The sequence below is a fragment of the Aquabacterium humicola genome, assembly GCF_030167915.1.
Taxonomy (GTDB): domain Bacteria; phylum Pseudomonadota; class Gammaproteobacteria; order Burkholderiales; family Burkholderiaceae_C; genus Pseudaquabacterium; species Pseudaquabacterium humicola.
Genome location: NZ_JARGNB010000002.1, coordinates 1,010,326 through 1,034,266, shown reverse-complemented (window position 1 = coordinate 1,034,266; position 23,941 = coordinate 1,010,326). Strand labels below are relative to the sequence as shown.

The following is a 23,941-nucleotide window of genomic DNA, read 5'->3' as shown; positions in this document are numbered from 1 at the left end:
TCGAGCCGAAGGCGGCCCCCGATGCGCGCGCAACATCCGGCCGGCGCCAAACGCGCACGCCGGACGCTCTGCTACGCTGCTCGCCGTGAAAGCGTTGCGCGTGTGGTTCGTGGTCCTGCTGGCCTGTCTGCTGCCCTTCAAGGGCGCCATGGCCGTGACGATGCCGCGCGTCTCGGCAGGCGACGTGCACGCCGTGGACCTGCAGGGGTCGAACAGTCACCAGCCGCACGCTGATCCAGCCACCGGACACGGGCATCCCTGCCTGGCCGAGACGCAGCGCGCGCCCGCGCACGACGACGGCGCGGACCCCGCATACAACCCCGCCGGCCCCGGCCAGCACACCCCCTGTTCCGCATCCTGCGCCGTGCCGCCGCTGCCGAGCGCGGCGGTGGCGGTGGCCGAGCCGCCGGCGCGACGCGCCGCGACCTTCCCGCGCCTGCGCGCACCGGCACCGACCTTCCAGTCGGACGGGCCGGAGCGTCCACCGAAATCACGCTGACTCCGCGCGGCCTCCGCCGAGAGGCCGATGGAGCTCGTGCGTCCGCTGCGCGGTCGTCGCGAGCGTCTCCAGGCTGCGGCATCGCCGCACCGATGAATCACGGGGTCCCGAACCATGACCATGTCCTTCCGCCAGCGCGCGCTGCGCTGCGCTCGTCCCCACCGCCGGGTGGATGGCTTTCCGACACGCAGCTGCTTCCTATGAAGATGCTCTCCATCCGTGCCGCCGCGACCGTCGCGGCCACCTGCGCCATCGTGGTGAGTGCGATGCCGGGCCACAGCGTCGCCCAGCATGCGGCACATCCGGCTGCGGCACATCCGGCCGCGGCGCATCCAGCATCGGCCCAACAAAGCGGCTATGCCGGCATGCAGTCGCGCGAGATCAAGGCGCTGTCGCCCGAGCAGGTCGCCGACCTGCGTGAAGGGCGCGGCATGGGCGCCTCCTTGCCGGCCGAGCTGAACGGCGTGCCCGGACCGCTGCATGTGCTGCAGCTGGCGCAGCAGCTCGAGGTCACGCCGCCGCAGCGCGACGCGCTCGAACGCCTCACCGCCGAGATGAAGGTCCAGGCACAGCACCTGGGCGCGCAGCTGATCGTCGCGGAAGAGACGCTGGACAGGGCGTTCCGGACCCGTTCGATCGACGAACGCGGGGTGCAGGAGGCGACGCGTCACATCGCATCGCTGCAGGGCCAGCTGCGCGCGGTCCACCTCGTCGCCCACCTGAAGACACGCGGGCTGCTGTCCGACGAGCAGGTGGCGGCCTACAACCGCGCGCGTGGCTACGCGGCCAGCACGGAATCTGTCCACCGGCATTGACCTGCCCGGCCGGCGCTCGCGGGGCGTAGTCCCGCGCGGGCAGCGACCGCGCTGACGCCCCGCCGCAGCGGCCGCGGGACGGGTCGCTCGCGGGCGTCCCGCATGCGGACCTTGACCTTCCCGTCAGGTCAACGATGAACCTGCAGGGCCTCGCCAACCACTGGCCGTCCGCAGGTCATCACCGCCATGCTGCTCATGCACCTGATCGATGCCACCGGCATCGCCGCGCTGTCGCTGAACATCAGCGGCCTCGTCCGACCGGGTGACGGTCGCCTGCTCAGGACGTCGGGCTGGGCGTCGGCCCTGTGGGCGCTGAACAGCCTGATGCTCGGCGCACCGACGGCCGCCGCGTTGAACGCGCTCAGCGTCGGACGCCAGGCCAGCGCCGCCGCGCTGCTGAACCGCCCCGGCCGGCTGAAGGCCGCGGCCTTCGCGGCCTTCGTGGCGGTCACGCTGGCGCTCGCCACGATCCTGTGGAGCGGCGCCCTCGGCCTCTTCGCCGTGGCCGGCTCGCTGCTCGGCACCTACGCGATGTTCTACCTGCGCGGGGCCTCGCTGCGCTGGGCGCTGGCGCTCGTCAATGCGCTGTGGCTGAGCAACGCCCTCGTCTACGACGCGTTCTGGCAGGTGGCCGCCAACCTGGTTTGCGGCATCGCGGCCGCGATCGGCGCGTGGAAGACGCGCGGCCACTGAACACACCGCCGCGCTTGACCTTGCCACCGCAGCAATGTCGAGCATCGCGCCACTTCGACCAACCACCCCAGGGCACCCCATGACGACGCCTCACGATCTTCCCCCGACGCCCGCCGCCGCGGCCTATCGCGTCGGTCTCGTCGCCGCCGCCTCGCTGCTCGCCGCAGCGGTGCTGGTGGCCTGCCAGCCGGCGATCGCGCCGGCGTCGGCGGCACCGGCCAGGGCCGCGCCGGCCGCACCCGCCGTGATGGTTGCGCCGGTGCTCGAGCGCACGATCGAGCAGCCGGTCACGCAGGTGGGCCGCGTCGAGGCCTCCCGGCGCGTCGAGCTGCGGCCGCGCGTGGCCGGTCACGTCGACGCGGTGCTCTTCACCGAAGGCGAACGCGTGCGCGCGGGTCAGCCGCTGTTCCGCATCGATCCGCGACCCTTCGAAGCCGCCGTGTCGCGTGCACGCGCCGACCTGGCCATGGCCCAGTCGCGCGAGATGCTCGCCCGCAACGAGTTCGAACGCGCGCAACGCCTGGCCGCCGACAACGCGATCGCCGCCGAGGAGCTCGAGCGCCGCCGTGCCGCGTTCGCCGAGTCGCGTGCGCGCACCGAAGCCGCGGACGCCGCGTTGCGCACGGCGGCGCTGGACCTCGAGTTCAGCGTGGTGCGGGCGCCGATCGACGGCCGCATCGGCCGCGCGCTGGTGACCGCCGGCAACGTCGTCGCGGCCGGCGCCGCGCAGCCGCCGCTGGCGACGCTGGTGGCCACCGCGCCGCTGCACGTGCACTTCGACGTCGCCGACCCGTCGACGCTCGAACGGCTGGGTGCCGGTCGTGGCAAGGGCGACTGGCGTGCGCGCGTGCTCGATGCGCGCAGCGGCCGGGAGCTCGCGGTCGCCCCGGTCGATTTCAGCGACAACGAGATGGCCCCCGGTTCGGGCACGCTGCGCCTGCGCGCGCGCATCGACCAGCCGGGCGCGCACCTGGTGCCCGGCCAGTTCGTGCGCACCCAGCTCACGACGGGCGACGCGACGTCGGCGCTGCTGGTGCAGGACAAGGCCGTCGGCACCGACCAGGGCCGGCGCTTCGTGCTCGTCGTCGACGACGGCGGCGCCGTCGAGTACCGCCCCGTGACGCTGGGCGCGCTGCACGGCGGCCTGCGCATCGTGACGTCCGGCCTGAAGGCCGGCGAACGCATCGTCGTCTCGGGCCAGATGCGCGCCCGTCCCGGCATGACGGTGCAGCCGCAGATGACCGACATGACCGCGGCGCCCGCCGCGCAGGCCGCGCGTGCCGAACCCGCCGCGCCAGGCGCGGCGTCGAAGCCGGCCCACTCCTGAAAGGCACCCCATGAAGTTCGCACGCCTGTTCATCGACCGGCCGATCATCGCGATCGTGCTGTCGCTGATGATGCTGCTCGCCGGACTGGCCAGCCTCGGCCGGCTGCCGCTGACCGAATACCCGAACGTGATGCCGCCGACGGTGACCGTGCGCGCGGCCTACCCCGGCGCCAACCCGCAGGTCATCGCCGACACCGTGGCCACGCCGCTGGAAGCCGAGCTCACCGGACTCGCCGGCCTGCAGTACATGGGCTCGCAGTCGACCGGCGACGGCCGCTACAGCCTGCGGCTGACCTTCGCGCAGGGCATCGATCCCGCGCGCGCCGAGACCGAGGTGCAGAACCGCGTCGCCCGGGCGCTGCCGCGGCTGCCTGCCGAGGTGCAGCGGCTGGGCGTGGTCAGCGAGCACGTGGCGCCCGACATGCTGATGGTGGTGCACCTGGTCTCGCCCGGCGAGCGGTACGACATGCTGCACCTGTCGAACTTCGCGCAGCTGAACGTGCGCGATGCGCTGCTGCGCGTGCCTGGCGTGCAGCGCGTCACCGTGTGGGGCGCCGGCGACTACAGCCTGCGCGTCTGGCTCGACCCGGACCGCATGGCCGCGCTCGGGCTCACCGCCGGTGATGTGATCGCTGCGATCCGCGCGCAGAACATGCAGGTGGCGGCCGGCTCGGTCGGCGCGCCGCCGGACGTGCGCACGGCGCAGCAGCTGCCGCTGACGGTGAGCGGCCGCCTCGGCTCGGTCGAGGCCTTCGGCGACATCGTGGTGCGCACCGGGCCGCAGGGCGAGCAGCTGCCGCTGAAGCGTGTCGCGCGCATCGAGCTCGGCGCCAGCCAGTACGCGCTGCGCAGCCTGCTCGACAACCAGCCGGCCGTCGCGCTGCAGATCGTGCAGGACCCGTCGGCCAGCGCGATCGAGGTGGCGCAGGCCGTGCGCGCGGCGATGGCCACGCTGCAGCAGGACTTCCCCGCCGGCATCGAGCACCGCGTCGCCTACGACCCGACGATCTTCGTCAAGGCCTCGATCGCCAACGTGCTGCAGACGCTGGGCGAGGCGGTGGTGCTGGTGGTGCTCGTCGTGCTGCTGTTCCTGCAGCGCTGGCGCGCGTCGCTGATCCCGATCGCCGCGGTGCCGGTGTCGCTGATCGGCACGCTGGCCGTGATGCAGCTGCTGGGCTTCTCGCTGAACACGCTGAGCCTCTTCGGCCTGGTGCTGTCGATCGGCATCGTCGTCGACGACGCGATCGTGGTCGTCGAGAACGTCGAGCGCCACCTGCGCACGGGCCGTTCGCCGCGCGACGCGGCACTCGCCGCGATGCGCGAGGTCACCGGCCCGATCCTGGCGATCACCGCGGTGCTGGCGGCCGTCTTCGTGCCCACCGCGTTCATGGGCGGGCTGACCGGCCAGTTCTACCGGCAGTTCGCGCTGACGATCGCCATCTCGACCCTGCTGTCGGCGGTGAATTCGCTGACCTTGAGCCCGGCACTCGCCGCGCTGCTGCTGCAAGCCCATCACGACGGCGCGCCGCGCGGGCTGGCGCGCTGGCTCGGCGGCTTCAACCGCGCCTTCGATGCGGCCGCGGCGCGCTACGGCCTGCTCGCGCGGGCCGGCGTGCGCCGCACGGGGCGCCTGCTGGTGCTGTACGCCGCGCTCGTCGCCGGGGCCGCGTGGAGCTTCCATGCGATGCCCACCGGCTTCGTGCCGGCGCAGGACAAGTACTTCCTGGTCGGCATCGTGCAGCTGCCGCCCGGCGCGTCGCTCGACCGCACCGAGGCGGTGACGCGCGAGATGACGCGCATCGCGCTGAAGCATCCGGGGGTCGAGAGCGTCGTCGCCTTCCCGGGCCTGTCGATCAACGGCTTCGTCAACAGCCCGAGCGCCGCGGTGCTGTTCGCGATGCTCGATCCGTTCGAGCGGCGCCGGGACAAGTCGCTCGCGGCCGGCGCGATCGCCGGTGCGCTCAATACCAAGTTCGGCGCCATCGACGAAGGCTTCGTCGCCATCTTCCCGCCACCACCGGTGCCGGGCCTCGGCATGACCGGCGGCTTCAAGCTGCAGGTGCAGGACCGCGCGCAGCGTGGGCCCGAGGCGCTGAACGAGGCGCTGCAGAAGGTGATGGCCGCCGCGGGCCAGGACCCGCGCATCGCCGGCCTGTACTCGGGCTACCAGGCCAACGTGCCGCAGCTCGCCGTCGACATCGACCGCGAGAAGGCGCAGGCGCTCGGCGTGCCGCTGCCCGCGGTGGCCGAAGCGCTGCAGGCCTACCTGGGCTCGGTCTACGTCAACGACTTCAACCACCTCGGCCGCGCCTGGCAGGTCAACGTGCAGGCCGATGCCGCCTACCGCGCCGACGGCGATGCGCTGTCGCGGCTGTGGACGCGCAACACCACCGGCGACATGGTGCCGCTCGCTTCGCTCGTCAGCACGCGGCCGGCGGTGGGGCCCGATCCGGTCAGCCGCCACAACGCCCATGCGTCGGCCGACCTCTCCGGCGGGCCGGCGCCGGGCGTCAGCGCGGGGGTTGCGCTCGATGCGATGCGCGAGATCCTGGCGCGCGAGCTGCCGCCGGGTTTCGGCTACGAATGGACCGACCTGAGCTACCAGCAGCAGCGCGAGGGCTCGAGCGGCCTGCTCGTCTTCCCGCTCGCCGTGGGCCTGGCGTTCCTGATCCTGGCGGCGCTCTACGGCAGCTGGAGCCTGCCGTTCGCGGTGCTCGCCGTCATGCCCACCGTCGTGCTCGGCGCGCTGGGCGGGGTGTGGCTCGCCCGGGGCGACAACAACCTGTTCACGCAGATCGCCTTCGTCGTGCTGGTCGGGCTGGCGACGAAGAACTCGATCCTGATGATCGAGTTCGCGCGCACGCTGCAGCGCGAGGGCCTCAGCGCGCTGGAGGCCATCGTGCAGGCGGCAAGGTTGCGGCTGAGGCCGATCCTGATGACCTCGCTGGCCTTCGTGATGGGCGTGCTGCCGCTGGTCTTCGCGACGGGCGCGGGCGCCGAGATGCGCCAGGCGGTCGGTATCGCGGTCTTCGCCGGCATGCTGGCGGTGACGCTGGCGGGCCTCGTCTTCACCCCGATGTTCTACGTGCTGCTGCAGCGGCGGCGTGCGGTTTCCGCGGCCGCGCCGGCGGCGACGGCCGCCTGAAGGAGCGTGTCATGCGTGCACTGAGACTCACCCTGGTCGCGGCTGCGGCCGCCTTGATGGGCGCCTGCGCGGCGGTGCCCGATCCGTCGGCCCCGGCGCCCTCCCTGCCGCCCGCCTTCAGCCAGGCGCAAGGCCTGCCGCAGGCGGCGACAGCCGACCGGGCGTGGTGGCTGGCGCTGCCCGACCCGGTGCTGGCGCAGCTGATCGAGCGCGGCCTGCAGGTCAACCTGGACCTCGTGCAGGCCGGCGAGCGCGTGCAGCGTTCGCGCGCACTGGCAGCCGGCAGCCGCGCCGCGCTGGCCCCCGCCGGCGGCGCGTCGATGCGCATGCAGGCCGCCCAGGCCAGCGCGCACGAGGCGCCCGGGCTGAGCAGCGACCGGCGCCGCGTCGAGACCACGAGCGTCGGCATCGAGCTGCAATGGGAGCTCGACCTGTTCGGCCGCCTGCGGGCGCAGGCCGCCGCCGCCGGCGCACGCCTGCAGGCCACCGAGGCCCAGGCGGCCGCGATGCGCCTGGCCGTCAGCGCCGAGATCGCCCAGGCCTACTTCACGCTGATCGGCGCGCGCGAGCAGCTGCAGCTGGCGCGCACGCTGATCGACAACCGGCGCAGCACCGTCGACCTGGTGCAACGGCGCGCCCGCGCCGGCCTGGTGGCGCCGATCGACGATGCGCGCGCGCGCGCCGATCTCGCCGCTGCCGAGGCGCAGGCGCCGGTGCACGAGACCGAGGCCACGGTGGCGACGCACCGGCTCGCGGTGCTGCTCGGCAGCGCGCCGTCGGACTTCGAGCTGCCGCCGCTGCAGGGCATCGATGCGTCGCAGGTCGCCGTCGACGTGCCGGCGCCGGCGCAGTGGCTGTCGCGGCGTGCCGACGTCGCCGAGGCCGAAGCCGCGCTGCGTGCCCAGGCGCTCGACGTCGCCGCGGTGCGCGCGGAGTTCATGCCGCGCGTATCGGTCACCGGCCTGCTCGCCTTCGTCGCGGGCTCGGCCAGCGGACTGGGCGCCGCGGGCAGCGCATCCTGGCTCGCCGCGCCGGCGCTGACGGTGCCCTTGTTCGACCACGCCCGCATCGACGCGCGGCTGGCCGCGGCCCGGGCGCAGCAGCGCGAGGCGCTGGCCGCGTACCGCCAGCGCATCCTGCTGGCGCTGGAAGAGGTCGAGAGCGCCCTCGCGCGCTACCGCCAGGCACAGCTGCAGCTTGCGGCGCTGCATGAGCGCAGCCGCCAGGCGACGGCCGCCGAGCGGCTCGCCCGCGTGCGCTACGACGCGGGGGCCTCCGACCTGCTGGAGCTGCTCGATGCCCAGCGCGGCGCGCAGCAGGCGCAGATGGCCCTGGCACAGGGGCTCGCGCAGCAGCGGCTCCAGGTGGTCGCGGTGCTGCGCGCGCTCGGTACGAGCGCATGACGGCGTGCCGTCGTCGCCAGGCGCCGGGCGCAGGCCCGGCAGCTCGGCGAGCCCCTGGCCGGTGCGTGGCAAATCGCTTGACCTTGACATGATGGCAAGGTCGAGACTGCCGGTACCGCTGACCCACAGGAGACGCACCATGGCCTACCCGATGAACATTGGCGAGGCAGCCCAGGCCGCCGGCGTGACGGCCAAGATGATCCGTCACTACGAAAGCCTGGGGCTGATTGCGCAGGCCAGCCGCAGCGACGGCGGCTACCGCCAGTACGGCCCGCGCGACGTGAGCGTGCTGCGCTTCATCCGCCAGGCCCGCTCGATGGGGTTCTCGATCAAGCAGATCGAACAGCTGCTCGGCCTGTGGGCCGATACGCAGCGCGAGAGCCGCGAGGTGATGGCGCTGGCGCGCGAGCACATCGCCGAGCTCGATCGCAAGATGGCCGAAATGGCCGAGATGAAGGCCGCGCTGCAGCAGCTGTCGCAGCACTGCCATGGCGACGACCGGCCGGATTGCCCCATCCTGGGCCAGCTCGCCGGCGAATCGGCCGCCCCGGCGGCCCGGCCGCCGGCTGCGCCGGCGCCGAAGTCGGCCCGCCCGGCACGTGCCGCGCGGGCAGCCGGCCTGCGCGACGAGAGCACGGCGCACGGCGGCCTGATGGCCTGGATGCAGGGCCTGCACCGCACCACGGCGGCCGGACATCCCTGATTGCGCTTGACCTTGCCCTGGCGGCAAGGACGAACCTGCGGCCTGTCGCGCTGTTGCGACCGCACTTCAGGACTCACGCCATGACCATCGCCCTCATCGCAGGCCTCGCCAGGATCTTCTGGCGCATGCTCGAAAGCCGCCGCCTTCGCGCGAAGGCGCGGAAGTCGGATCCGGCGGCCGGCGCCCGCGGGTGACGCCCGACGCAGCGCGGGCTCGGCATGCTTTCAAGCGCCGCCCCTGGCGCCGAGCTTGCGCAGGATGATCTCCAGCGGGCACCAGCGCGTGAACGCGCTCTGCAGCAGGTTCGCGCCGACGAAGGCGGTCAGCGCGAGCCACCAGGGGCTGACGAACAGCGGGCTGCCCGGGATGCCGAGCGCGAGCGAGACGAGGATGAAGGTGCCGGCGAACATGCGAACGATCTGCCAGGACGTCATGGGGGTGCTCATGCGGAAACTCCTTGCGGGGTGGACGAAATCGGGGCGGGCTGCGCACGCCGTCGCCAGGCGACGAAGTACAGCAGCGGAATCACGACCAGCGTCAGCACCGTGCTGACGAGGATGCCGAAGATCAGAGAGACGGCCAGGCCGTTGAAGATCGGGTCGTCGAGGATGAAGAAGGCGCCCAGCATCGCGGCCAGGCCGGTCAGCAGGATCGGCTGCGCGCGCGTGGCGGCCGAGCGCATCACCGCGTCCTTCAAGGCGACGCCGCGGTTGATCTCGAGCTCGATGAAATCGACCAGCAGGATCGAGTTGCGCACGATGATGCCGGCCAGCGCGATCATGCCGATCATGCTGGTGGCGGTGAACTGCGCGCCCAGCAGCGCGTGGCCGGGCATCACGCCGACGATGGTCAGCGGGATCGGCGCCATGATGATCAGCGGCGTCAGATAACTCTTGAACTGCGCGACCACGAGCAGGTAGATCAGCACCAGCCCCACCGCGTAGGCCAGGCCCATGTCGCGGAAGGTCTCGTAGGTGATCTGCCACTCGCCGTCCCACTTGACGGCATAGCCGCGCCAGGCGTCGTCGGGCTGGCGGATGAAGTACTCGGCCAGCGGGGCGCCGTCCGGCGCGACGATGCCGGCGAGCGCCGCGCGCATGCCGAACATGCCGTACAGCGGGCTGTCGACCCGGCCGGCCATGTCGCCGACGACGTAGCTCACCGGCAGCAGGTCCTTGTGATGCACCGGCTGCTCGCGCATGGTGTCGCTCACCGTCACCAGCTCGCGGATCGGCACCAGCTGCCCGGCCGCGCCGCGCACGGCCAGCTGCAGCAGCGCATCGAGCTCGCCGTGCCGCTCGGCCGGCAGCTGCACCACCGCCGCCGCGGGGTACTTGCTCTCGTCGTGCAGGTACGCGGCGGCGTCGCCCGCCAGCCCGGTGCGCAGCGTGGCGACGATCGCCTGCTGCGGCACGCCCAGCAGCGCCGCCTTGCGGCGATCCACCAGCAGCAGCTTGCGCGGCGCGGCGGCGATGCTGCTGTCGTCGACGTCGACGACGCCCGTCGTGCGTTCGAACACCGCGCGCACGGCCTTGGCGACCTGGCGCCGGCCCTCGGCCTCCGGCCCGTAGACCTCGGCCACGATCGGGGCGAGCACCGGCGGACCGGGCGGCACCTCGACCAGCTTGACGTTGGCGCCGAAGCGCGCGCCGATGCGCTGCAGCTCGGGGCGCAGCCGCGTCGCGATGGCATGGCTCTGCGCGGCACGCTGGTGCTTGTCGACCAGGTTGACCTGCAGGTCGCCGACCTCGCCGCCGGCGCGCAGGTAGTACTGGCGCACGAGGCCGTTGAAGTTGATCGGCGACGCAGTGCCGGCATAGGCCTGGTACGTCGTGACCTCGGGCTGGCGCGCGATGTGCGCGCCCAGTTCGCGCAGCACCGCGGCGGTGCGCTCCACCGGCGTGCCGGCGGGCATGTCGACGATCACCTGCAGTTCCGACTTGTTGTCGAAAGGCAGCATCTTCAGCACCACGAGCCCGAGCACCGGCAGCGCCAGCGACAGCGCGATCAGGCCGGCCACCGCCAGCCCCAGCAGACGGCGCCGGCGGGCGCCGCGCTGCTCGTCCAGCAGCGGGCCGAAGACCGCGGCGGAGGCCTTCGCGAAGCGGCCGGCCAGGCCCGAACCCTCGGCATGGCCCGCGTGCGGCGCCTGCTTCATCCACAGCCGCGCCAGCCACGGCGTCACGACGAAGGCGATCGCCAGCGACAGCAGCATGCCCATGCTCGCGTTGATGGGGATCGGGCTCATGTACGGGCCCATCAGCCCGCTGACGAAGGCCATCGGCAGCAGCGCCGCGATGACGGTCAGCGTCGCCAGGATCGTCGGCCCGCCGACCTCGTCGACCGCGCCGGGGATCAGCTCGACCAGGCGCTTGTCCGGATGCAGCGCCATGTGGCGATGGATGTTCTCGACGACGACGATCGCGTCGTCGACCAGGATGCCGATCGAGAAGATCAGCGCAAACAGCGACACGCGGTTGAGCGTGAAGCCCCAGGCCCAGGACGCGAACAAGGTCACCGTCAGCGTCAGCACGACCGCGGCGCCGACGATCGCCGCCTCGCGCCGTCCGAGCGCGAAGAAGACCAGCGCGACGACCGAGGCGGTCGCGAACAGCAGCTTCTGGATCAGCTTGGTGGCCTTGTCGTTCGCCGTCTCGCCGTAGTTGCGCGTCACCGAGACCTCGACGTCGTGCGGGATCACCGCGTTGTGCAGCGACTGCACGCGCCGGATCACGGCGTCGGCGACGTCGATGGCGTTCTCGCCGGGCTTCTTGGTCACGGCCAGCGTCACCGCGGGGTACTCGCCGCCCTGAACGCCATCTTGAGCGCCATCGTGGGCGCCCGCGATGCCGTGCCAGACGTGGCGCTGCGCCGGCAGCGGGCCGTCGCGCACCGCGGCCACCTCGTGCAGGAACACCGGCTTGCCCGCGCGCACGCCGACCACCAGGTCCGCGACGTCGCGCGCATCGCGCAGGAAGGGGCCGGCTTCGATCGCGACGGCGCGGTTGCCGCCCAGCAGCTCGCCCACCGGCAGGCCCAGGTTCGCCGACTGCAGCGCCTGGCGCAGGTCGGTGACCGTGACGCCGGCACCGGCCAGGCGCGCCGGATCGATCTCGACCAGCACCGCGCGTCCCGGGCCGCCGATGGTGATGACCTCGCGCGTGCCCGGCACGCGCTTGAGGTCGGCCTCGACGCTGTGGGCCACGCGTTCGAGGTCGAAGGCGCCGCGGGCGGCATCGCGCGTGAAGAGCGTCAGCGCAACGATGGGCACGTCGTCGATGCCCTTGGGCTTGACCAGCGGCGCGCCGACGCCGAGCCCGGCCGGAAGCCAGTCGGCATTGGCATTGACCGTGTCGTACAGGCGCACCAGCGCCTCGGTGCGCGGCACGCCGACCTTGAACTGCACGGTGACGATCGCCAGCCCCGGGCGCGAGACCGACATCACGTGCTCGATGCCGGCAATCTGCGACAGCACCTGCTCGGCCGGCGTGGCGACCATCTGCTCGACGTCGCGCACCGAGGCCCCGGGGAACGGGATCAGCACGTTGGCCATCGTGACGTTGATCTGCGGCTCTTCCTCGCGGGGCGTCACCAGCACGGCGAAGGCGCCGAGCAGCAGCGCCACCAGCGCCAGCAGCGGCGTCAGCTGGGCCGCCTGGAAATAACCCGCGATGCGGCCGGAGATCCCGAGCTTCATGGCCGGACCTCGCGCTGGCTGCGGCCGGCGGCCTGCGGCTCGATCGCGACGCGCTCGCCGGCGGACAGGCCGGTCAGCACTTCGACGTCGCCGCCGCTGGTGCGCCCGAGGCGCACCTGCCGCAGCATCGGGCGGCCATCGGCCCCGACGACATAAACCGCGCTCAGCTCGGCACGGCGCACCACCGCCGCCGCCGGCACGTACAGCCGCGTATCGGCCGAATCCGCCGGCAGCCAGGCGCGCGCGAACATGCCCGGCGCGAGCCCGGCGAGGCCGGGCGGCAGGTCGAGCCGCAGCTCCTGCGTATGGCTGGCCGCATCGACCATCGGCAGCACCTGCACGCGCAGCGGCGCCAGGCGGCCGGCGATGACCCCCGGAACGTCGGCCGTCACCGCGGCGGACTGGCTCAGGCGGGCGACGGCGGTCCGGGGCACGGCGACGCTGATGCGCAGCACCGACGGGTCGTACAGCGTCAGCAGCGGGCGGCCGGGCATCGCCATGTCGCCCTGCACGACGGCGACGTCGGCCACCACCGCCGCGTACGGCGCACGCACGACGTAGAAGCCGGACTCGGTGCGCGCGGCGCCGGCGCTGGCCAGCTGCGCCGCGGCCTGCGCCTGGGCGGCCTTGTGCTGCGCTTCGGCGCGCTCCAGCGCGGAGCGGCTGATGAACTGCTTCTCGTAGAGCTGCTGCTGCCGTTCGAACTCGCGCGTCGCGGCGTCCTGCGCCGCCTTCGCCGCCAGCACCTGGGCGGCACCAGCCGCCGCCACCTGATCGGCCGCCCGCGCGTCCAGGCGCAGCAGCACCTGGCCGGCCTTGACCGCATCGCCGGCCCGCACTTCGATCGCCACCACCGCGCCGGGAACCTGCGCGCCGACCGTCGTCTGGCGCACGGCCTGCACCACGCCGTCGTAGCTGGCACCGTCGACGGACCCGGCACTGCGCACGGCCACCGTCGCCAGCGGCGCGCGGACCGGGCCGTCCGGCGCGGCGGGCGTGCCGCCCGCCGCCGCGTCGGCCAGCAGCGCGGCTGCGCACAGGGCCGTCGCGGCAATCACGGCGGCCGATCGGCGGGGGGCTTGCAGGATTCGATTCATATCGATAGTATTTAACTAGATACGCAAATAGTCAAGTAGGCAGTTTGACCTTGAACTCACTGAGCAACAACGCGTTGGGGCATCATCGCGATCCCGTTCCCGCACCCTGCCCGCTCATGGAAGGCCTGCCGCCCGAGGCGCTGCAACGCGTCGCGACCTACTTCCAGGCGCTGTCCGATCCGACGCGCCTGCAGATCCTCAACCTGCTGCGCAGCGGCGAGCGCAACGTGGGCGATCTGGCGCAGCTGTGCGGCTACACCTCGGCCAACATCTCGCGCCACCTCTCGTTCCTGATGCAGAACGGCCTGGTGCAGCGTGAAGGCCGCGGCACGTCGGTGTACTACCGCATCGCCGACGAGTCGGTCTACGCGCTGTGCGACCTGGTCTGCGGCAACATCGCCCGGGCCTTCGAACGTGCGGCCGACGGCCACAAGGCGTTCGCACAGGGCGCCAGGCAGCCGCCCAAGGCGCCACGCGCAGGGCGCCGCTGAACCGGCTCGGCGTCGCCGTCCCGACAGTCGCATGGGCGGTTTATGCGGCGCCACCCCCACCGCGGCATTGCGAAGCGTCAATCGGATGCGCGCCGTCGCCCCGGCCCGGGGCGATCGCGCCGCACGAATTCAGGCCGAATTCAGGCCGCGCTAAGGACGCTTCAGCACCCCCCTCTCGACACTGGCCCTACCGCCAACGTCGACCCAGGAGGTGCCGCGTGAACATGACCGCTGAAGTGATGGCCTGCGTCAAGCGTCATCCGACCCTGCATCGATGGGCGCTGAAGGCGTACGCGGTGAAGCATCCGCCGCCGTACCGGCGGGCGAACATGGAGTTCGAGTACGACGCGTGGGCCGGCATCTCGTCGCTGCATAACCGGGTCGGGCGCCAGATCGGCGAGGACAACGCCGGCCCCTACCCCTACGGGCAGGTCACGCAGAACCGGTACGAGACGTGCAAGTTCGCGGATTCGCGCCGCGGGATGCCGATGAACATCACCAGCCTGCGGCTGATCATGCCGCACGCCAAGGACGCCTACCGGCTGACGACGGCGCTGCGGGACCGGTACATCGCGCACCGGGGCCTGCCCGGCCCGCGTTTCAACCTCATCCAGGCCTACCTGTTCTCGAAGTTCTCGGTGGGCCTGCCGGCCTACCTGACGCGGCGCCGCGAGCGTCCGGTCCAGGAAGGCGAGCTCGGGCCGCTCGAGACGGCGTTCTACATGCTGGCGACGGCGCCCTTCATGCTCGTGCGGCAGACGATGGCCCGTGGCGATGCGATCAGCCTCGACCCGGCGCCGATGAGCGGGCAGCGCTTCTACGAGCTGGCCGATGCATCCGGCGTGCTGATCTCGCCGCGGGACTGCGTCTGCCCGGCGAGCACGCGGCTGATCGGCGAGTTCTTCGACGTCATCATGAACGGCGGCTACGAGGGCGAGGTGAATTCGCCCGAGGTGCAGCGCGTGCTCGAGCTGATCGGCGACTGGGATCGCTTCTACGCCTACATGCAGGCCTCGTCGCGGGTCGAGCTGCTGGTCAAGCTCGGCCAGGCCTGGACGGCCTCGGCCCTGCTCGCCCTGCACCGCGGCCGTGTCGCCGAAGGCAGCGCGATCGAGCCGGCGCTGCAGTCGGTGCTGGCTGTCGCGCTGCGCCGCAGCTACGTGAAAGCCTCGCCGGAGCGCGACGAAGCGACCGTCCTGCGCTGCATCCGGAAAGTGCTCGCCGCGCTGCTGCGCGACCATGGCGACGAGCAGACGCTGCAGGCGCTGCCACCGATCGACGGCCCCGGGTCGGCGCTCGCGTCGTCGCCGCCCACCCCGGTCGCCACCGCCGAGCGCATCCGCCGCAGCACCGGGGTGATCCTGAACGCGTGCCGGCGCGACCTGCTGGCCGTTCAGCAGGCGCTCGGCCAGCCGTGCCGGCACAGCCTGTCCGAAGCCGACATGCTCGAACGCACCGGCGGGCCCGATCTGGCCGCGCTGATCGACCGCCTGCGTGCCATCGACTGCCGAGGACGGCGCCCGCGCGAGGTCCTGGTGCCCCGCCCCTGCTGACCGGCCGCCTGCGATCGCGATCGCGGGCGCGGGTGCCGCGTGCACCCGGCGCCCGCTCATGCGCGATCAGCGCGTGTTCCGCCCAGGCCTGACTTGTGCCGGCAATGCCGCCACGCCCGTCAACGCCGTCACCGCCGCCGCCGCCGCAAGCGCGTCGCGCACGCCGTCGTCGAGCCGCGCATTGCAGCCCTGGCGCTGCGCCGCCTGGAAGTCGGCGTCGGCCAGCGCGCCCGCTGCCCGCGCCAGTGCGCCGTGCAGCCGGCGCTCGGCGCGCGGCGTGCGCATCAGGCTCAGCCGCTCGCGCGCCGCGGAGGCCGTGGCATACAGGCGCACGGCGTGCCCGGGGTCGCCGCAGGCCTGCGCCAGCGCGGCGAAGTCCTCCAGGCACGCGACCATCTCGGGCTTCATCCCCAGGCCCTGGAACACACGCATCGAGGTCTCGAGCTGGCCACGCGCCTGCGCGGTGTCGCCGGCGGCGAGGTCGGCGCGCGCCATGCAGCACAGCGAGATCGCCTCGTTGCGCCGATCGCCCGCCTCCCGGCATGCCGCCAGCGAGGAGCCGAAGCGCAGGCGCGCGCCGGCGACGTCGCCGTGCTCGAGCGCCAGCTCGCCCAGCATGCGCTCGCACTCGCTGCGCACTTCGGCGTGGCCGAGCTCGCGGGCGATCGCCAGGCAGGCCTCCAGGCGCTCCTGCGCCCGGCCGTCGTCGTCGACGAACATCTCGATCTGGCCGAGGTGCAGCAGGCCGATCGCTTCGCCGATGCGGTCGCCGAGCTCGCGGAAGATCGCCAGCGCCGCCTCCTCGCCTTCGCGTGCGCGCACCGCGTCGCCCTCCTGCAGCCGGAGCAGCGCCAGCGTCGACAGCGTCGCCGCGGTGTCGACGGGGTTGCCGATGCCGCGGCGCAGCGCCAGGCAGGCCTGCAGCAGCCGCGCCGCCTCCGCGCAGTCGCCCTGGTTGGCCGCCAGTCCGGCGGCCACGTACAACGCGTGGGCATGGGCCACGTCGGCGGCGCGCACCGCGGGCAGCTCGAGTGCGGCATGGATGAGCTTGCGGCCCTCGCCGACATGGCCGCGCACCAGACGGAACTTCAGCAGCGCGACCTCGAACTTCACCGCCACGATCGGATCGACGCCGCCCGACAGCGCCAGGTCGATGGCCGCGCGCAGGTTGTCGAGCTCGGCCTCGATGCGCTCGGTCCAGGCCCCCTGCTGCGGGCCCCGCACGCCCTGGTTGGCCGCCTTGGCGACGGCCAGGAAGTGATGGCAGTGGCGCTGCGACGTCGCTTCGACCTCGCCGCGCGCCGCGAGCTTGTCGCGCGCGTAGTCGCGCATCGTCTCGAGCATGCGGTAGCGCGTGACGTCGCGCGAGGGCACGGCCAGCACCAGCGACTTGTCGGCGAGCGACGACAGCAGGTCGGCGATGCCCTCGGGCGCCAGCGGCGCATCGCCGCAGACCGCCTCGGCGGCGGCCCCGTCGAAACCGCCGCAGAACACGCTCAGGCGCTCGCACAGCACGCGCTCCTCGGGCGACAGCAGCTCCCAGGACCAGTCGAGCAGCGCGCGCAGCGTGCGCTGGCGCTCGACCAGCACGCGACCGCCATCGGCGAGCAGCCTGAAGCGGTCGCGCAGGCGGCGGTTGATGTCGCCGATCGACAGCGTGCGCATGCGCGCCGCGGCGAGCTCCAGCGCCAGCGGGATGCCCTCCAGGCGGGTGCAGACCTCGGCCAGCAGCGGCAGCTCGCCCGCGCCGGGCATGAAGCCGGGCTGGTGCAGCCGCGCGCGATCGACGAACAGCCGCACGGCGTCGCCCGACTCGGCCGCGTCCGCGCCGCCCTGCGGCTCCACGCCCATCGGCAGCAGGGCATAGAGCTGCTCGCCGGGCACGCGCAGCGGTTCGCGGCTGGTGGCCAGGATGCGCAGGGCCGGCGCGGCGCGCAGCAGCCCATCGCACAGCGCGGCGCAGGCGTCGATCAGGTGCTCGCAGTTGTCGAGCACGATCAAGGCGCGGCTTGCCTGCAGGTGCGCGCACAGCGTGTCCATCACCGCGCGCCCGGCCTCCTCCTGCACACCGAGCGCCTGCGCGACCTGGTTCGCGACCAGCGACGGATCGCGCAGCGGCGCGAGATCGACGAAGCACGCGCCTTCCGGGCCGGCGTGCTCGGCATCGGCGGCCAGCCGCAGCGACAGGCGCGTCTTGCCGATGCCCCCCATGCCGACCAAAGTGAGCAGCCGCGATGCGGCGAGCAGCCGCGCGGTCTCGGCGATCTCGCGTTCGCGGCCGATGAACGAGGTCAGCTGCACCGGCAGCCGCCCCGGCGCCGACGGCGGCGCGCGGCGCTCCGGCAGCCGCTGCGGCTGCAGCTCGAAGCGGTAGCCGCGACCGGTGACCGTGCTGATCGCGTCGGCGCCGACCAGGCGGCGCAGCACCGCGATCTGCTGCTGCAGGTTGTTGTCCTCGACGATCAGCCCGGGCCACACCCGCTCGTGCAGCTCGTCCTTGGTCACGAGGTGGTTCGCGCGCTCGACGAGGGCCAGCAGCACGTCGAACGCCCGCGGCGTGAGCACGGCCGGCTCGCCCCCGGCCAGCAACCGGCGCTCGGCCGGCTGCAGCTCGAACTGGGCGAATCGATAGACGCAGGCGCCAGCGTGCTCGGGCATGGGGGCGGCGCACAACGATCACGCCGGTTCGCGGCAGTGTAGTCCCCGACTCAGGCGTCGGCCGGCGCCGTGCGGCGCAGCGCCGACGGCGGCACGCCGAGCAGGCGCAGGAAGCTGCGCCGCATGCGCTCGACGTCACCGAAGCCGCAGTCGAGCGCCACGCGCTGCACCGAGGCCGCGCCTTCTTCCAGCGCGGTGCGCGCCGCCTCGACGCGCAGGCGCTCGACCGCCTTGGCCGGCGTGACGCCGGTGCGGGCGCCGAACTCGCGCGCGAAGTGGCGCGGGCTCATGCAGGCGCGCTGCGCCAGGTCCTCGACGCTGTGGCGGTCGGCCAGGTGGCGCCGCACGTGGTCGAGCAGCGCATCGAAGCGGCTCTCGCCGCCCTGCAGCGCCAGCAGCGACGAGAACTGCGACTGCCCGCCCGGCCGGCGGTAGTAGACGACCAGTTCCTGCGCCACCGCGCGCGCCAGCGCCTGGCCATGGTCCTCGGCGATCATCGCCACCGCCAGGTCGATGCCGGCGCTGATGCCGGCACTGGTCCACACCGACCCCTGCTTCACGAAGATGCGGTCGGCGTCGAGCCGGATCTGCGGGAACAGCTGCTGGAACTGATCGCTGCGCGACCAGTGGGTGGTGGCGCTGCGGCCGTCGAGCACGCCGGCCGCGCCCAGCAGCAGGCTGCCCGAGCAGACGCTGGCCACACGCGCGCGCTCACGCGCGGCGACGCGGCGCACGAAGCGCAGCAGCCGGTCGTCCTGCAGCGCCTCGTCCACGCCCTGGCCGCCGGACACCAGCAGCGTATCGATCTCGCTGGCGCGCGGCAGCGCATCCGTGATCCAGGTGATGCCCGACGAGCTGCGCACCGGCCCGCCGTCGCGCGAGACCACGCGCAGGCCATAACGCCCGGCCACCTCGAAGGCCGCGATCGGCCCGGCCGCATCCAGCAGCTGGAAGCGCGGGAACACCAGCATCGCGATCCGGTGCGGCATGGCAGAAAAGGAGGCTTCCTCGCTGTGGCTGCCAGCACGATAGGCAGCGCGACCGGGGCTGTCAAACATCGCGGCGCACGCTCAGGCGAGGTCCAGCCGCGCGGCCGCGCGCGCGATGCGCTCTTCCACCGCGGCGATGCGCGCCGCCTGCAGCGCACGCAGGTGGGCGACACGCGCCGCGCCGGCCTTCTCCGGCGAACCGCAATCGAAGGGCGGCGCGGGGTCGTATTCGAAGGCCAGCTGCAGCGTCCGGGCGAGCTCGTCGCCGGCCAGTTCCGCGGCCAGCGCCAGGCCGAAGTCGATGCCTGCGGTGACGCCGCCGCCGGACAGGCGGTTGCGGTCGCGCACGACGCGCTCGGCCACCGGATGGGCGCCGAAGCGGGCGAGGTACGGCCGCCAGAGCCAGTGGCAGGCGGATCGATAGCCCTTGAGCAGGCCCGCGGCGCCGAGCACCAGCGCACCGTTGCAGACCGACGTGACGTAGCGCGCGCCTTCGGCCTGGCGGCGCAGGAAGTCGAGCGTCTGCGCGTCCTCCAACTGCTCGCCGATGCCGAAGCCGCCGGGCACGCACAGCACCGTCAGCGGCGGGCAGTCCGCGAAGGTCGTCGTCGGGTTGATGGTGAAGCCGACGTCGGTGGGCACCGGGTCGAGGTTCTTCCACAGCAGGTGGACCTTGGCGTCCGGCACCCGGCTCAGCACCTGGGCCGGGCCGGTCAGGTCGAGCTGGGTGACCATCGGAAAGAGCAGGAAGCCGATGTGCAGCGGTGGGTTCATGGCGGCGATGTCGAAGGTGGTCGGACCCCTCAGCATCGCTGCCCGCCGCCGTGGCGGCAATGTCGTTCCGGCCTCGTTTCCTGCCAAGCCCCCGGGTACGCCCGGCTTGAGCCCGGCTCAGCCCGGCTCAACCCGGTTCGCCCCGGCTCAGGCCACCGGCCGCTTCAGCACCAGCGTCAGGATGTCGTAGCTCGCGACCAGCTCGCCGTGCTGGTTGGTGACCTGCACGTCCCAGGCGACGACCCCCTGCGGCGCGGTGCCGGGCTTGGCCGGCTTGTCGATCTTGCGCTTGCAGGTCAGGCGCGCCTGGATCGTGTCGCCGATGCCCACCGGCTTCACGAAGCGCAGCGTGTCGAGCCCGTAGTTGGCGAGCACCGGTCCGACCTGCGGCCAGACGAACAGCCCCGCGGCCGCTGACAATACGAAATAGCCGTGCGCGATGCGCTTGCCGAACTGCGAGTCCTTCGCGGCGATCTCGTCGAAGTGCATGTAGAAATAGTCGCCCGAGATGCCGCCGAAGTTGACGATGTCGGCTTCGCTGACCGTGCGGCGGTGCGTCAGCAGCGAGTCGCCGATCTGCAGCTCGTCGAAGTGGCGGCGGAACGGATGCAGCTCGGACTCGTTGAGCGCCGCGCCGCGCACGTATTCGCCGCTCGCCGCGGCCAGCATCGTCGGCGAGCCCTGCACCGCCGCACGCTGCAGGTAGTGGTGCACCGCGCGCACGCCGCCCAGTTCCTCGCCGCCGCCGGCGCGCCCCGGGCCGCCGTGCTTGAGCATCGGCAGCGGCGAGCCGTGGCCGGTGGACTCCGGCGCCGCTTCGCGCTCGAGGATGTGCACCCGGCCATGCCAGGCCGCGAGCTGCGGCACCACGTGCGCCGCGGTGCGCGGGTCCTTCGTCACCAGCGAGCAGACCAGGCTGCCGCGGCCGCGCGCGGCCAGCGTGACCGCCTCGTCGATCTCGTCATAGGGCATCAGCGTGCTGACCGGACCGAAGGCCTCGACCTCGTGCACCGCCGCGTTGGCCAGCGGCTGCTCGCACAGCAGCAAGGTCGGCGCGAAGAAGGCGCCCTCGCCCACCCCGTCGCCACGCGGCGCGAAGCCTTCGGCGCCATGCAGCACCGTGTTGCCGCGCGCCAGCTGCTCGACGCGCTCGGCGACGTCGCGCTGCTGCGCCTTCGAGGCCAGCGCCCCCATCTTCACGCCCTCCAGCGCCGGGTCGCCGACCACCGTCTTCGCCAGGCGCTCGCGCAGGCGCGCCGCCACCGCATCGAGGTGCCGCCGCGGCACGATCGCGCGGCGGATCGCGGTGCACTTCTGCCCGGCCTTGACCGTCATCTCGCGGTGCACCTCGCGCACGAAGAGATCGAACTCCTCGTCGTCGGGCGTCACGTCGGGCGCGAGGATCGCGCAGTTCAGCGAATCGGCCTCGGCATTGAACGGGATGCCGTTCCTCAGCAGGTTCGCATGCGCGCGCAGTTTCGCCGCGGTGTCGGCGCTGCCGGTGAAGGTGACGACGTCCTGGCCGTCGAGGCGGTTTAGCAGGTCGCCGGTGCCGCCGATCACCAGCTGCAGGCTGCCCGCGGGCAGCAGGCCGGAGTCGAGCATCAGCCGCACCGTGGCTTCGGTCAGGTAGCTGGTGGCGCTGGCCGGCTTCGCGATGCAGGGCATGCCGGCCAGGAAGCTCGGCGCGAACTTCTCCAGCAGGCCCCAGACCGGGAAGTTGAAGGCGTTGATGTGCACCGCGACGCCGCGCCGCGGTACCAGCAGGTGCGTGCCGGCGAAGCGGCCCTGCTTGCCCAGCGGCAGCGCCGGGCCTTCGTGCACCACGTTGCCCGACGGCAGCTCGTTGGCACCGATGCCGGCGTACGCGATGAGCGTGCCCGCGCCGCCTTCGATGTCGATCCAGCTGTCGCTGCGCGTCGCGCCGGTGTGCGCGGAGACCGCGTACAGCGCCTCCTTGTGCTCGGTGAGGTGCTTGGCCAGCGCGCGCAGCCGCTGCGCGCGTTCCTGGAAGTCCAGCGCCAGCAAGGCCGGCACGCCGGTGCGGCGCGCGTGGTCCACCGCCTCGCCGAAGTCGATCGCCTCGGCATGCGTGTGGTAGACGGTGCGGCCGTCGATCGCGCTGGTCAAGGCGCTGGCCGGCGCCGCGCCGAGCCAGCGGCCGGCGATCAGGCTCTGCACGGTGGGAATGGTCGTCGTCATGTCGGTCTCCTGGTGCGGATTCTGCGACGGCGGCGGTCATGCCGCCGCTGCGGCCGCACGGCAGGTCGATCCGAAGGGCGGCTGGGCGCGGCGCGGGGCGCCGCGCGCGCCGAAGGCTACTTCAGCACCAGCACCGGGATCTTCGACAGCGCCAGCACCTTGGTCGTGACGCTGCCCAGCACCAGGTGCTCCAGGCCGCTGCGCCCGTGCGAGCCCATCGCGATCAGGTCGGCGCCGCAGGCCTGCGCCGCGTCGACGATGCCGGCGGCGGTGTGGTGGTTCTCGACCACCACGGTGTCGACCGGCACGCCGGCCTCGCGCGCGGCCTCGGCGATCTTCTGCGTCGCGGCCAGCCCCTGCGCGCGGGCCGCGGTCGTGTAGGCCAGCACGCCGGCGGCGTTGGCCTCGCCGATGCCGCCGTAGGCATAGACGTCCTGCACGTACACCACCGTGGCGGCGGCACCGGCCAGCCGGGCCAGGCTGACGGCGCGCACGCCGGCCTCGTTGGCGATGTCGGAGCCGTCGGTCGGGATCAGAACCTTCTTGAACATGGGCGTTCTCCTTGTCTGGACACCCGAGTGTGCGGCAGCTTGGCGGCGCCGCCTGGACCGGCGTCAAGGAATGACTTCGACGGCAACTGGCCTGGCTGGCATGGAGCCCTCCATCGATGCCGTTCTTCGACACCGAGCGTGGCTCGCCGACATCGCCGCGGACGGTGCACTGATGGCGCCGCGGCGGATCGCCACGACCGGTCATGGCCGCGCCCATCGCGAGCTATTGGATCACCGCAGCGTGAGCGCCTCCGCGGGGAGATCTCAAGGCGGTGGCGCAGCCCCCCGGCCTCCGGGTGCGCCTGGACGAATTCCGAGGCCGCATCGAGCGGGCCGGACGCCAATCGACCTGCGGCGCGCTACTTCAGCCGGCCCGGGGGAACCGCAGTGCCGACCCTGGGTAGCATCCCTGCGCGCGCCATCCGAGGCATCGGCTTGCACACTTCGATGAACTGCGCGCGAACATCCGGCGGCAGCTTGCCGCTGCGCGTGGCCACCCCCCGGAGTCGGTCGACCAGGCGTTCGATCCTGTCCAGGCTGCCGACACCGCCAGCGCCGGAAGTCGCTCCCTGCCCTGGGGTCACGCCGCCGCCGGCCGGCGCTCGGCCGCCGACCGCTGCGGCTGCCTCGCCGACCAGCCTCGCGGCCCGCCTGAGGTGTTCGAGCATCGCTTCGCGCTCGGGACGCCGGGCATCGATGCGGTCGGCGTCATCTCTGCGGGCCCGGAGTCTGCCAATCTCGGCTTCGAGGTTGGCCACCGCCGTCCGGATCGAAGCCGATTCACCGCGCAGGCGTTTCCCGACTTCCCGGCCCTCCGCGACGGTACGCGCCACTGCAAACGCCGCCACTGCAACGCCGACACGGATGACGCCAGTCGCGACGCGCTCCGCTGCCTGACTCGTCGTCTTGTAGCCGGCCACGACGATCCCGATGATCGTGACCAACACGGCCACGCTGACCATGATCACGGCGCCTGTCACATCGACCACGCTCGTCACGCCCTCGTCGACGCGTGCCACGAGGCGACCGCGAGCTTCTTCCTGGGCGGCCATCGCCAGCAGCAGGCTCGCTTTGAGCACCTTCAATGCCTCTTCGGCGTTCTCCGGCGACACCTCCCCAGCGGCACCGATCAACGCCTCGAACACCTGCTCCGCGGCATCGCCGACCTGACCGGCCGCCTGCTCGAGGGCATCGGTGACGGGATTGGAGGGTGGAGATGGAAGCTTCATCGCGATACCCCCGCGGCACGCTGGAACGATGCAGTATCGCAGCGACGCACATGGCCAGCAATCCGGCGGAAGCGCGACCGGCTCCGTTCGCCGCGGCCTGCCAGCATCTGCGAGC

18 protein-coding genes are annotated in these 23,941 nt (G+C 72.8%); 9 read left to right on the top strand and 9 right to left on the bottom strand.

Annotated features, from left to right (window positions below; all coding sequences use genetic code 11):
- Positions 1 to 85: 85 nt before the first annotated feature.
- The 7 genes from P1K89_RS15000 to cueR all read left to right on the top strand — a co-directional run bounded on the left by P1K89_RS15000 (position 86) and on the right by cueR (position 8,585).
- Complete coding sequence (locus tag P1K89_RS15000; RefSeq protein ID WP_284617242.1) at positions 86 to 499, top strand: hypothetical protein; 414 nt, start codon at positions 86 to 88, stop codon at positions 497 to 499.
- Positions 500 to 699: 200 nt separating this feature from the next.
- The gene (locus tag P1K89_RS14995; RefSeq protein WP_284617241.1) at positions 700 to 1,314 is read left to right on the top strand and encodes a Spy/CpxP family protein refolding chaperone; all 615 of its coding nucleotides are present in this window, start codon (positions 700 to 702) and stop codon (positions 1,312 to 1,314) included.
- Between the two features lie 186 nt (positions 1,315 to 1,500).
- A complete protein-coding gene (locus P1K89_RS14990) occupies positions 1,501 to 2,007 on the top strand; it encodes a YgjV family protein (RefSeq protein WP_284617240.1) in 507 nt (168 codons plus the stop codon).
- 79 nt (positions 2,008 to 2,086) lie between these two features.
- Complete coding sequence (locus tag P1K89_RS14985) at positions 2,087 to 3,334, top strand: efflux RND transporter periplasmic adaptor subunit (RefSeq protein ID WP_284617239.1); 1,248 nt, start codon at positions 2,087 to 2,089, stop codon at positions 3,332 to 3,334.
- Positions 3,335 to 3,344: 10 nt separating this feature from the next.
- The gene (locus tag P1K89_RS14980) at positions 3,345 to 6,479 is read left to right on the top strand and encodes an efflux RND transporter permease subunit (protein WP_284617238.1); all 3,135 of its coding nucleotides are present in this window, start codon (positions 3,345 to 3,347) and stop codon (positions 6,477 to 6,479) included.
- An 11-nt stretch (positions 6,480 to 6,490) separates the two neighbouring features.
- Positions 6,491 to 7,882, top strand: a complete 1,392-nt coding sequence (locus P1K89_RS14975; RefSeq protein WP_284617237.1) for an efflux transporter outer membrane subunit — start codon at positions 6,491 to 6,493, stop codon at positions 7,880 to 7,882.
- Between the two features lie 139 nt (positions 7,883 to 8,021).
- The gene (gene cueR / locus P1K89_RS14970; protein ID WP_439897981.1) at positions 8,022 to 8,585 is read left to right on the top strand and encodes a Cu(I)-responsive transcriptional regulator; all 564 of its coding nucleotides are present in this window, start codon (positions 8,022 to 8,024) and stop codon (positions 8,583 to 8,585) included.
- A 224-nt stretch (positions 8,586 to 8,809) separates the two neighbouring features.
- On the opposite strand, the gene P1K89_RS14965 is transcribed toward cueR, so the two are convergent.
- Genes P1K89_RS14965 through P1K89_RS14955 form a run of 3 tightly spaced genes read right to left on the bottom strand, consistent with a single transcriptional unit; the run spans position 8,810 to position 13,340 of the window.
- Positions 8,810 to 9,019 (bottom strand): YgaP family membrane protein, encoded by a 210-nt coding sequence (locus P1K89_RS14965; protein ID WP_284617518.1) that lies wholly within the window; start codon positions 9,017 to 9,019, stop codon positions 8,810 to 8,812.
- Positions 9,020 to 9,027: 8 nt separating this feature from the next.
- On the bottom strand, positions 9,028 to 12,282 hold the full coding sequence (locus P1K89_RS14960) for an efflux RND transporter permease subunit (protein WP_284617236.1): 3,255 nt from the start codon (positions 12,280 to 12,282) through the stop codon (positions 9,028 to 9,030).
- Entirely contained in the window at positions 12,279 to 13,340 is a 1,062-nt protein-coding gene (locus P1K89_RS14955; protein WP_284617235.1) for an efflux RND transporter periplasmic adaptor subunit, read from the bottom strand. The genes P1K89_RS14960 and P1K89_RS14955 overlap by 4 nt, the downstream gene beginning before the upstream one ends.
- Positions 13,341 to 13,495: 155 nt before the next feature.
- Here P1K89_RS14955 and P1K89_RS14950 point away from each other — a divergent pair, with 155 nt between their 5' ends.
- On the top strand, positions 13,496 to 13,870 hold the full coding sequence (locus P1K89_RS14950) for an ArsR/SmtB family transcription factor (protein ID WP_284617234.1): 375 nt from the start codon (positions 13,496 to 13,498) through the stop codon (positions 13,868 to 13,870).
- Between the two features lie 218 nt (positions 13,871 to 14,088).
- On the top strand, positions 14,089 to 15,423 hold the full coding sequence (locus P1K89_RS14945) for a hypothetical protein (protein WP_284617233.1): 1,335 nt from the start codon (positions 14,089 to 14,091) through the stop codon (positions 15,421 to 15,423).
- 66 nt (positions 15,424 to 15,489) lie between these two features.
- Here P1K89_RS14945 and P1K89_RS14940 read toward each other — a convergent pair whose 3' ends face one another.
- The 6 genes from P1K89_RS14940 to P1K89_RS14915 form a co-directional block, all read right to left on the bottom strand.
- Complete coding sequence (locus P1K89_RS14940; protein WP_284617232.1) at positions 15,490 to 18,081, bottom strand: ATP-binding protein; 2,592 nt, start codon at positions 18,079 to 18,081, stop codon at positions 15,490 to 15,492.
- A 50-nt stretch (positions 18,082 to 18,131) separates the two neighbouring features.
- Positions 18,132 to 19,070 (bottom strand): GlxA family transcriptional regulator, encoded by a 939-nt coding sequence (locus P1K89_RS14935; protein WP_284617231.1) that lies wholly within the window; start codon positions 19,068 to 19,070, stop codon positions 18,132 to 18,134.
- Between the two features lie 81 nt (positions 19,071 to 19,151).
- Entirely contained in the window at positions 19,152 to 19,844 is a 693-nt protein-coding gene (locus tag P1K89_RS14930) for a DJ-1/PfpI family protein (RefSeq protein ID WP_284617230.1), read from the bottom strand.
- Between the two features lie 147 nt (positions 19,845 to 19,991).
- Positions 19,992 to 22,046, bottom strand: coding sequence for a phenylacetic acid degradation bifunctional protein PaaZ (paaZ, locus tag P1K89_RS14925; protein ID WP_284617229.1), 2,055 nt, complete (start codon positions 22,044 to 22,046; stop codon positions 19,992 to 19,994).
- A 116-nt stretch (positions 22,047 to 22,162) separates the two neighbouring features.
- The gene (locus tag P1K89_RS14920) at positions 22,163 to 22,597 is read right to left on the bottom strand and encodes a universal stress protein (protein WP_284617228.1); all 435 of its coding nucleotides are present in this window, start codon (positions 22,595 to 22,597) and stop codon (positions 22,163 to 22,165) included.
- 359 nt (positions 22,598 to 22,956) lie between these two features.
- Positions 22,957 to 23,826 carry a hypothetical protein gene (locus tag P1K89_RS14915; RefSeq protein ID WP_284617227.1) on the bottom strand — a complete coding sequence of 290 codons (870 nt, stop codon included), beginning with the start codon at positions 23,824 to 23,826 and terminating at the stop codon, positions 22,957 to 22,959.
- Positions 23,827 to 23,941 lie beyond the last annotated feature (115 nt).

Bases quoted from the DNA above. Each gene is read 5' to 3' on its own strand.
- P1K89_RS14995 (WP_284617241.1), top strand. From the start codon at position 700: ATGAAGATGCTCTCCATCCGTGCCGCCGCGACCGTCGCGGCCACCTGC.
- P1K89_RS14990 (WP_284617240.1), top strand. From the start codon at position 1,501: ATGCTGCTCATGCACCTGATCGATGCCACCGGCATCGCCGCGCTGTCG.
- P1K89_RS14985 (WP_284617239.1), top strand. From the start codon at position 2,087: ATGACGACGCCTCACGATCTTCCCCCGACGCCCGCCGCCGCGGCCTAT.
- P1K89_RS14980 (WP_284617238.1), top strand. From the start codon at position 3,345: ATGAAGTTCGCACGCCTGTTCATCGACCGGCCGATCATCGCGATCGTG.
- P1K89_RS14975 (WP_284617237.1), top strand. From the start codon at position 6,491: ATGCGTGCACTGAGACTCACCCTGGTCGCGGCTGCGGCCGCCTTGATG.
- cueR (WP_439897981.1), top strand. From the start codon at position 8,022: ATGGCCTACCCGATGAACATTGGCGAGGCAGCCCAGGCCGCCGGCGTG.
- P1K89_RS14965 (WP_284617518.1), bottom strand. From the start codon at position 9,019: ATGACGTCCTGGCAGATCGTTCGCATGTTCGCCGGCACCTTCATCCTC.
- P1K89_RS14960 (WP_284617236.1), bottom strand. From the start codon at position 12,282: ATGAAGCTCGGGATCTCCGGCCGCATCGCGGGTTATTTCCAGGCGGCC.
- P1K89_RS14950 (WP_284617234.1), top strand. From the start codon at position 13,496: ATGGAAGGCCTGCCGCCCGAGGCGCTGCAACGCGTCGCGACCTACTTC.
- P1K89_RS14940 (WP_284617232.1), bottom strand. From the start codon at position 18,081: ATGCCCGAGCACGCTGGCGCCTGCGTCTATCGATTCGCCCAGTTCGAG.
- P1K89_RS14935 (WP_284617231.1), bottom strand. From the start codon at position 19,070: ATGCCGCACCGGATCGCGATGCTGGTGTTCCCGCGCTTCCAGCTGCTG.
- P1K89_RS14930 (WP_284617230.1), bottom strand. From the start codon at position 19,844: ATGAACCCACCGCTGCACATCGGCTTCCTGCTCTTTCCGATGGTCACC.
- paaZ (WP_284617229.1), bottom strand. From the start codon at position 22,046: ATGACGACGACCATTCCCACCGTGCAGAGCCTGATCGCCGGCCGCTGG.
- P1K89_RS14920 (WP_284617228.1), bottom strand. From the start codon at position 22,597: ATGTTCAAGAAGGTTCTGATCCCGACCGACGGCTCCGACATCGCCAAC.
- P1K89_RS14915 (WP_284617227.1), bottom strand. From the start codon at position 23,826: ATGAAGCTTCCATCTCCACCCTCCAATCCCGTCACCGATGCCCTCGAG.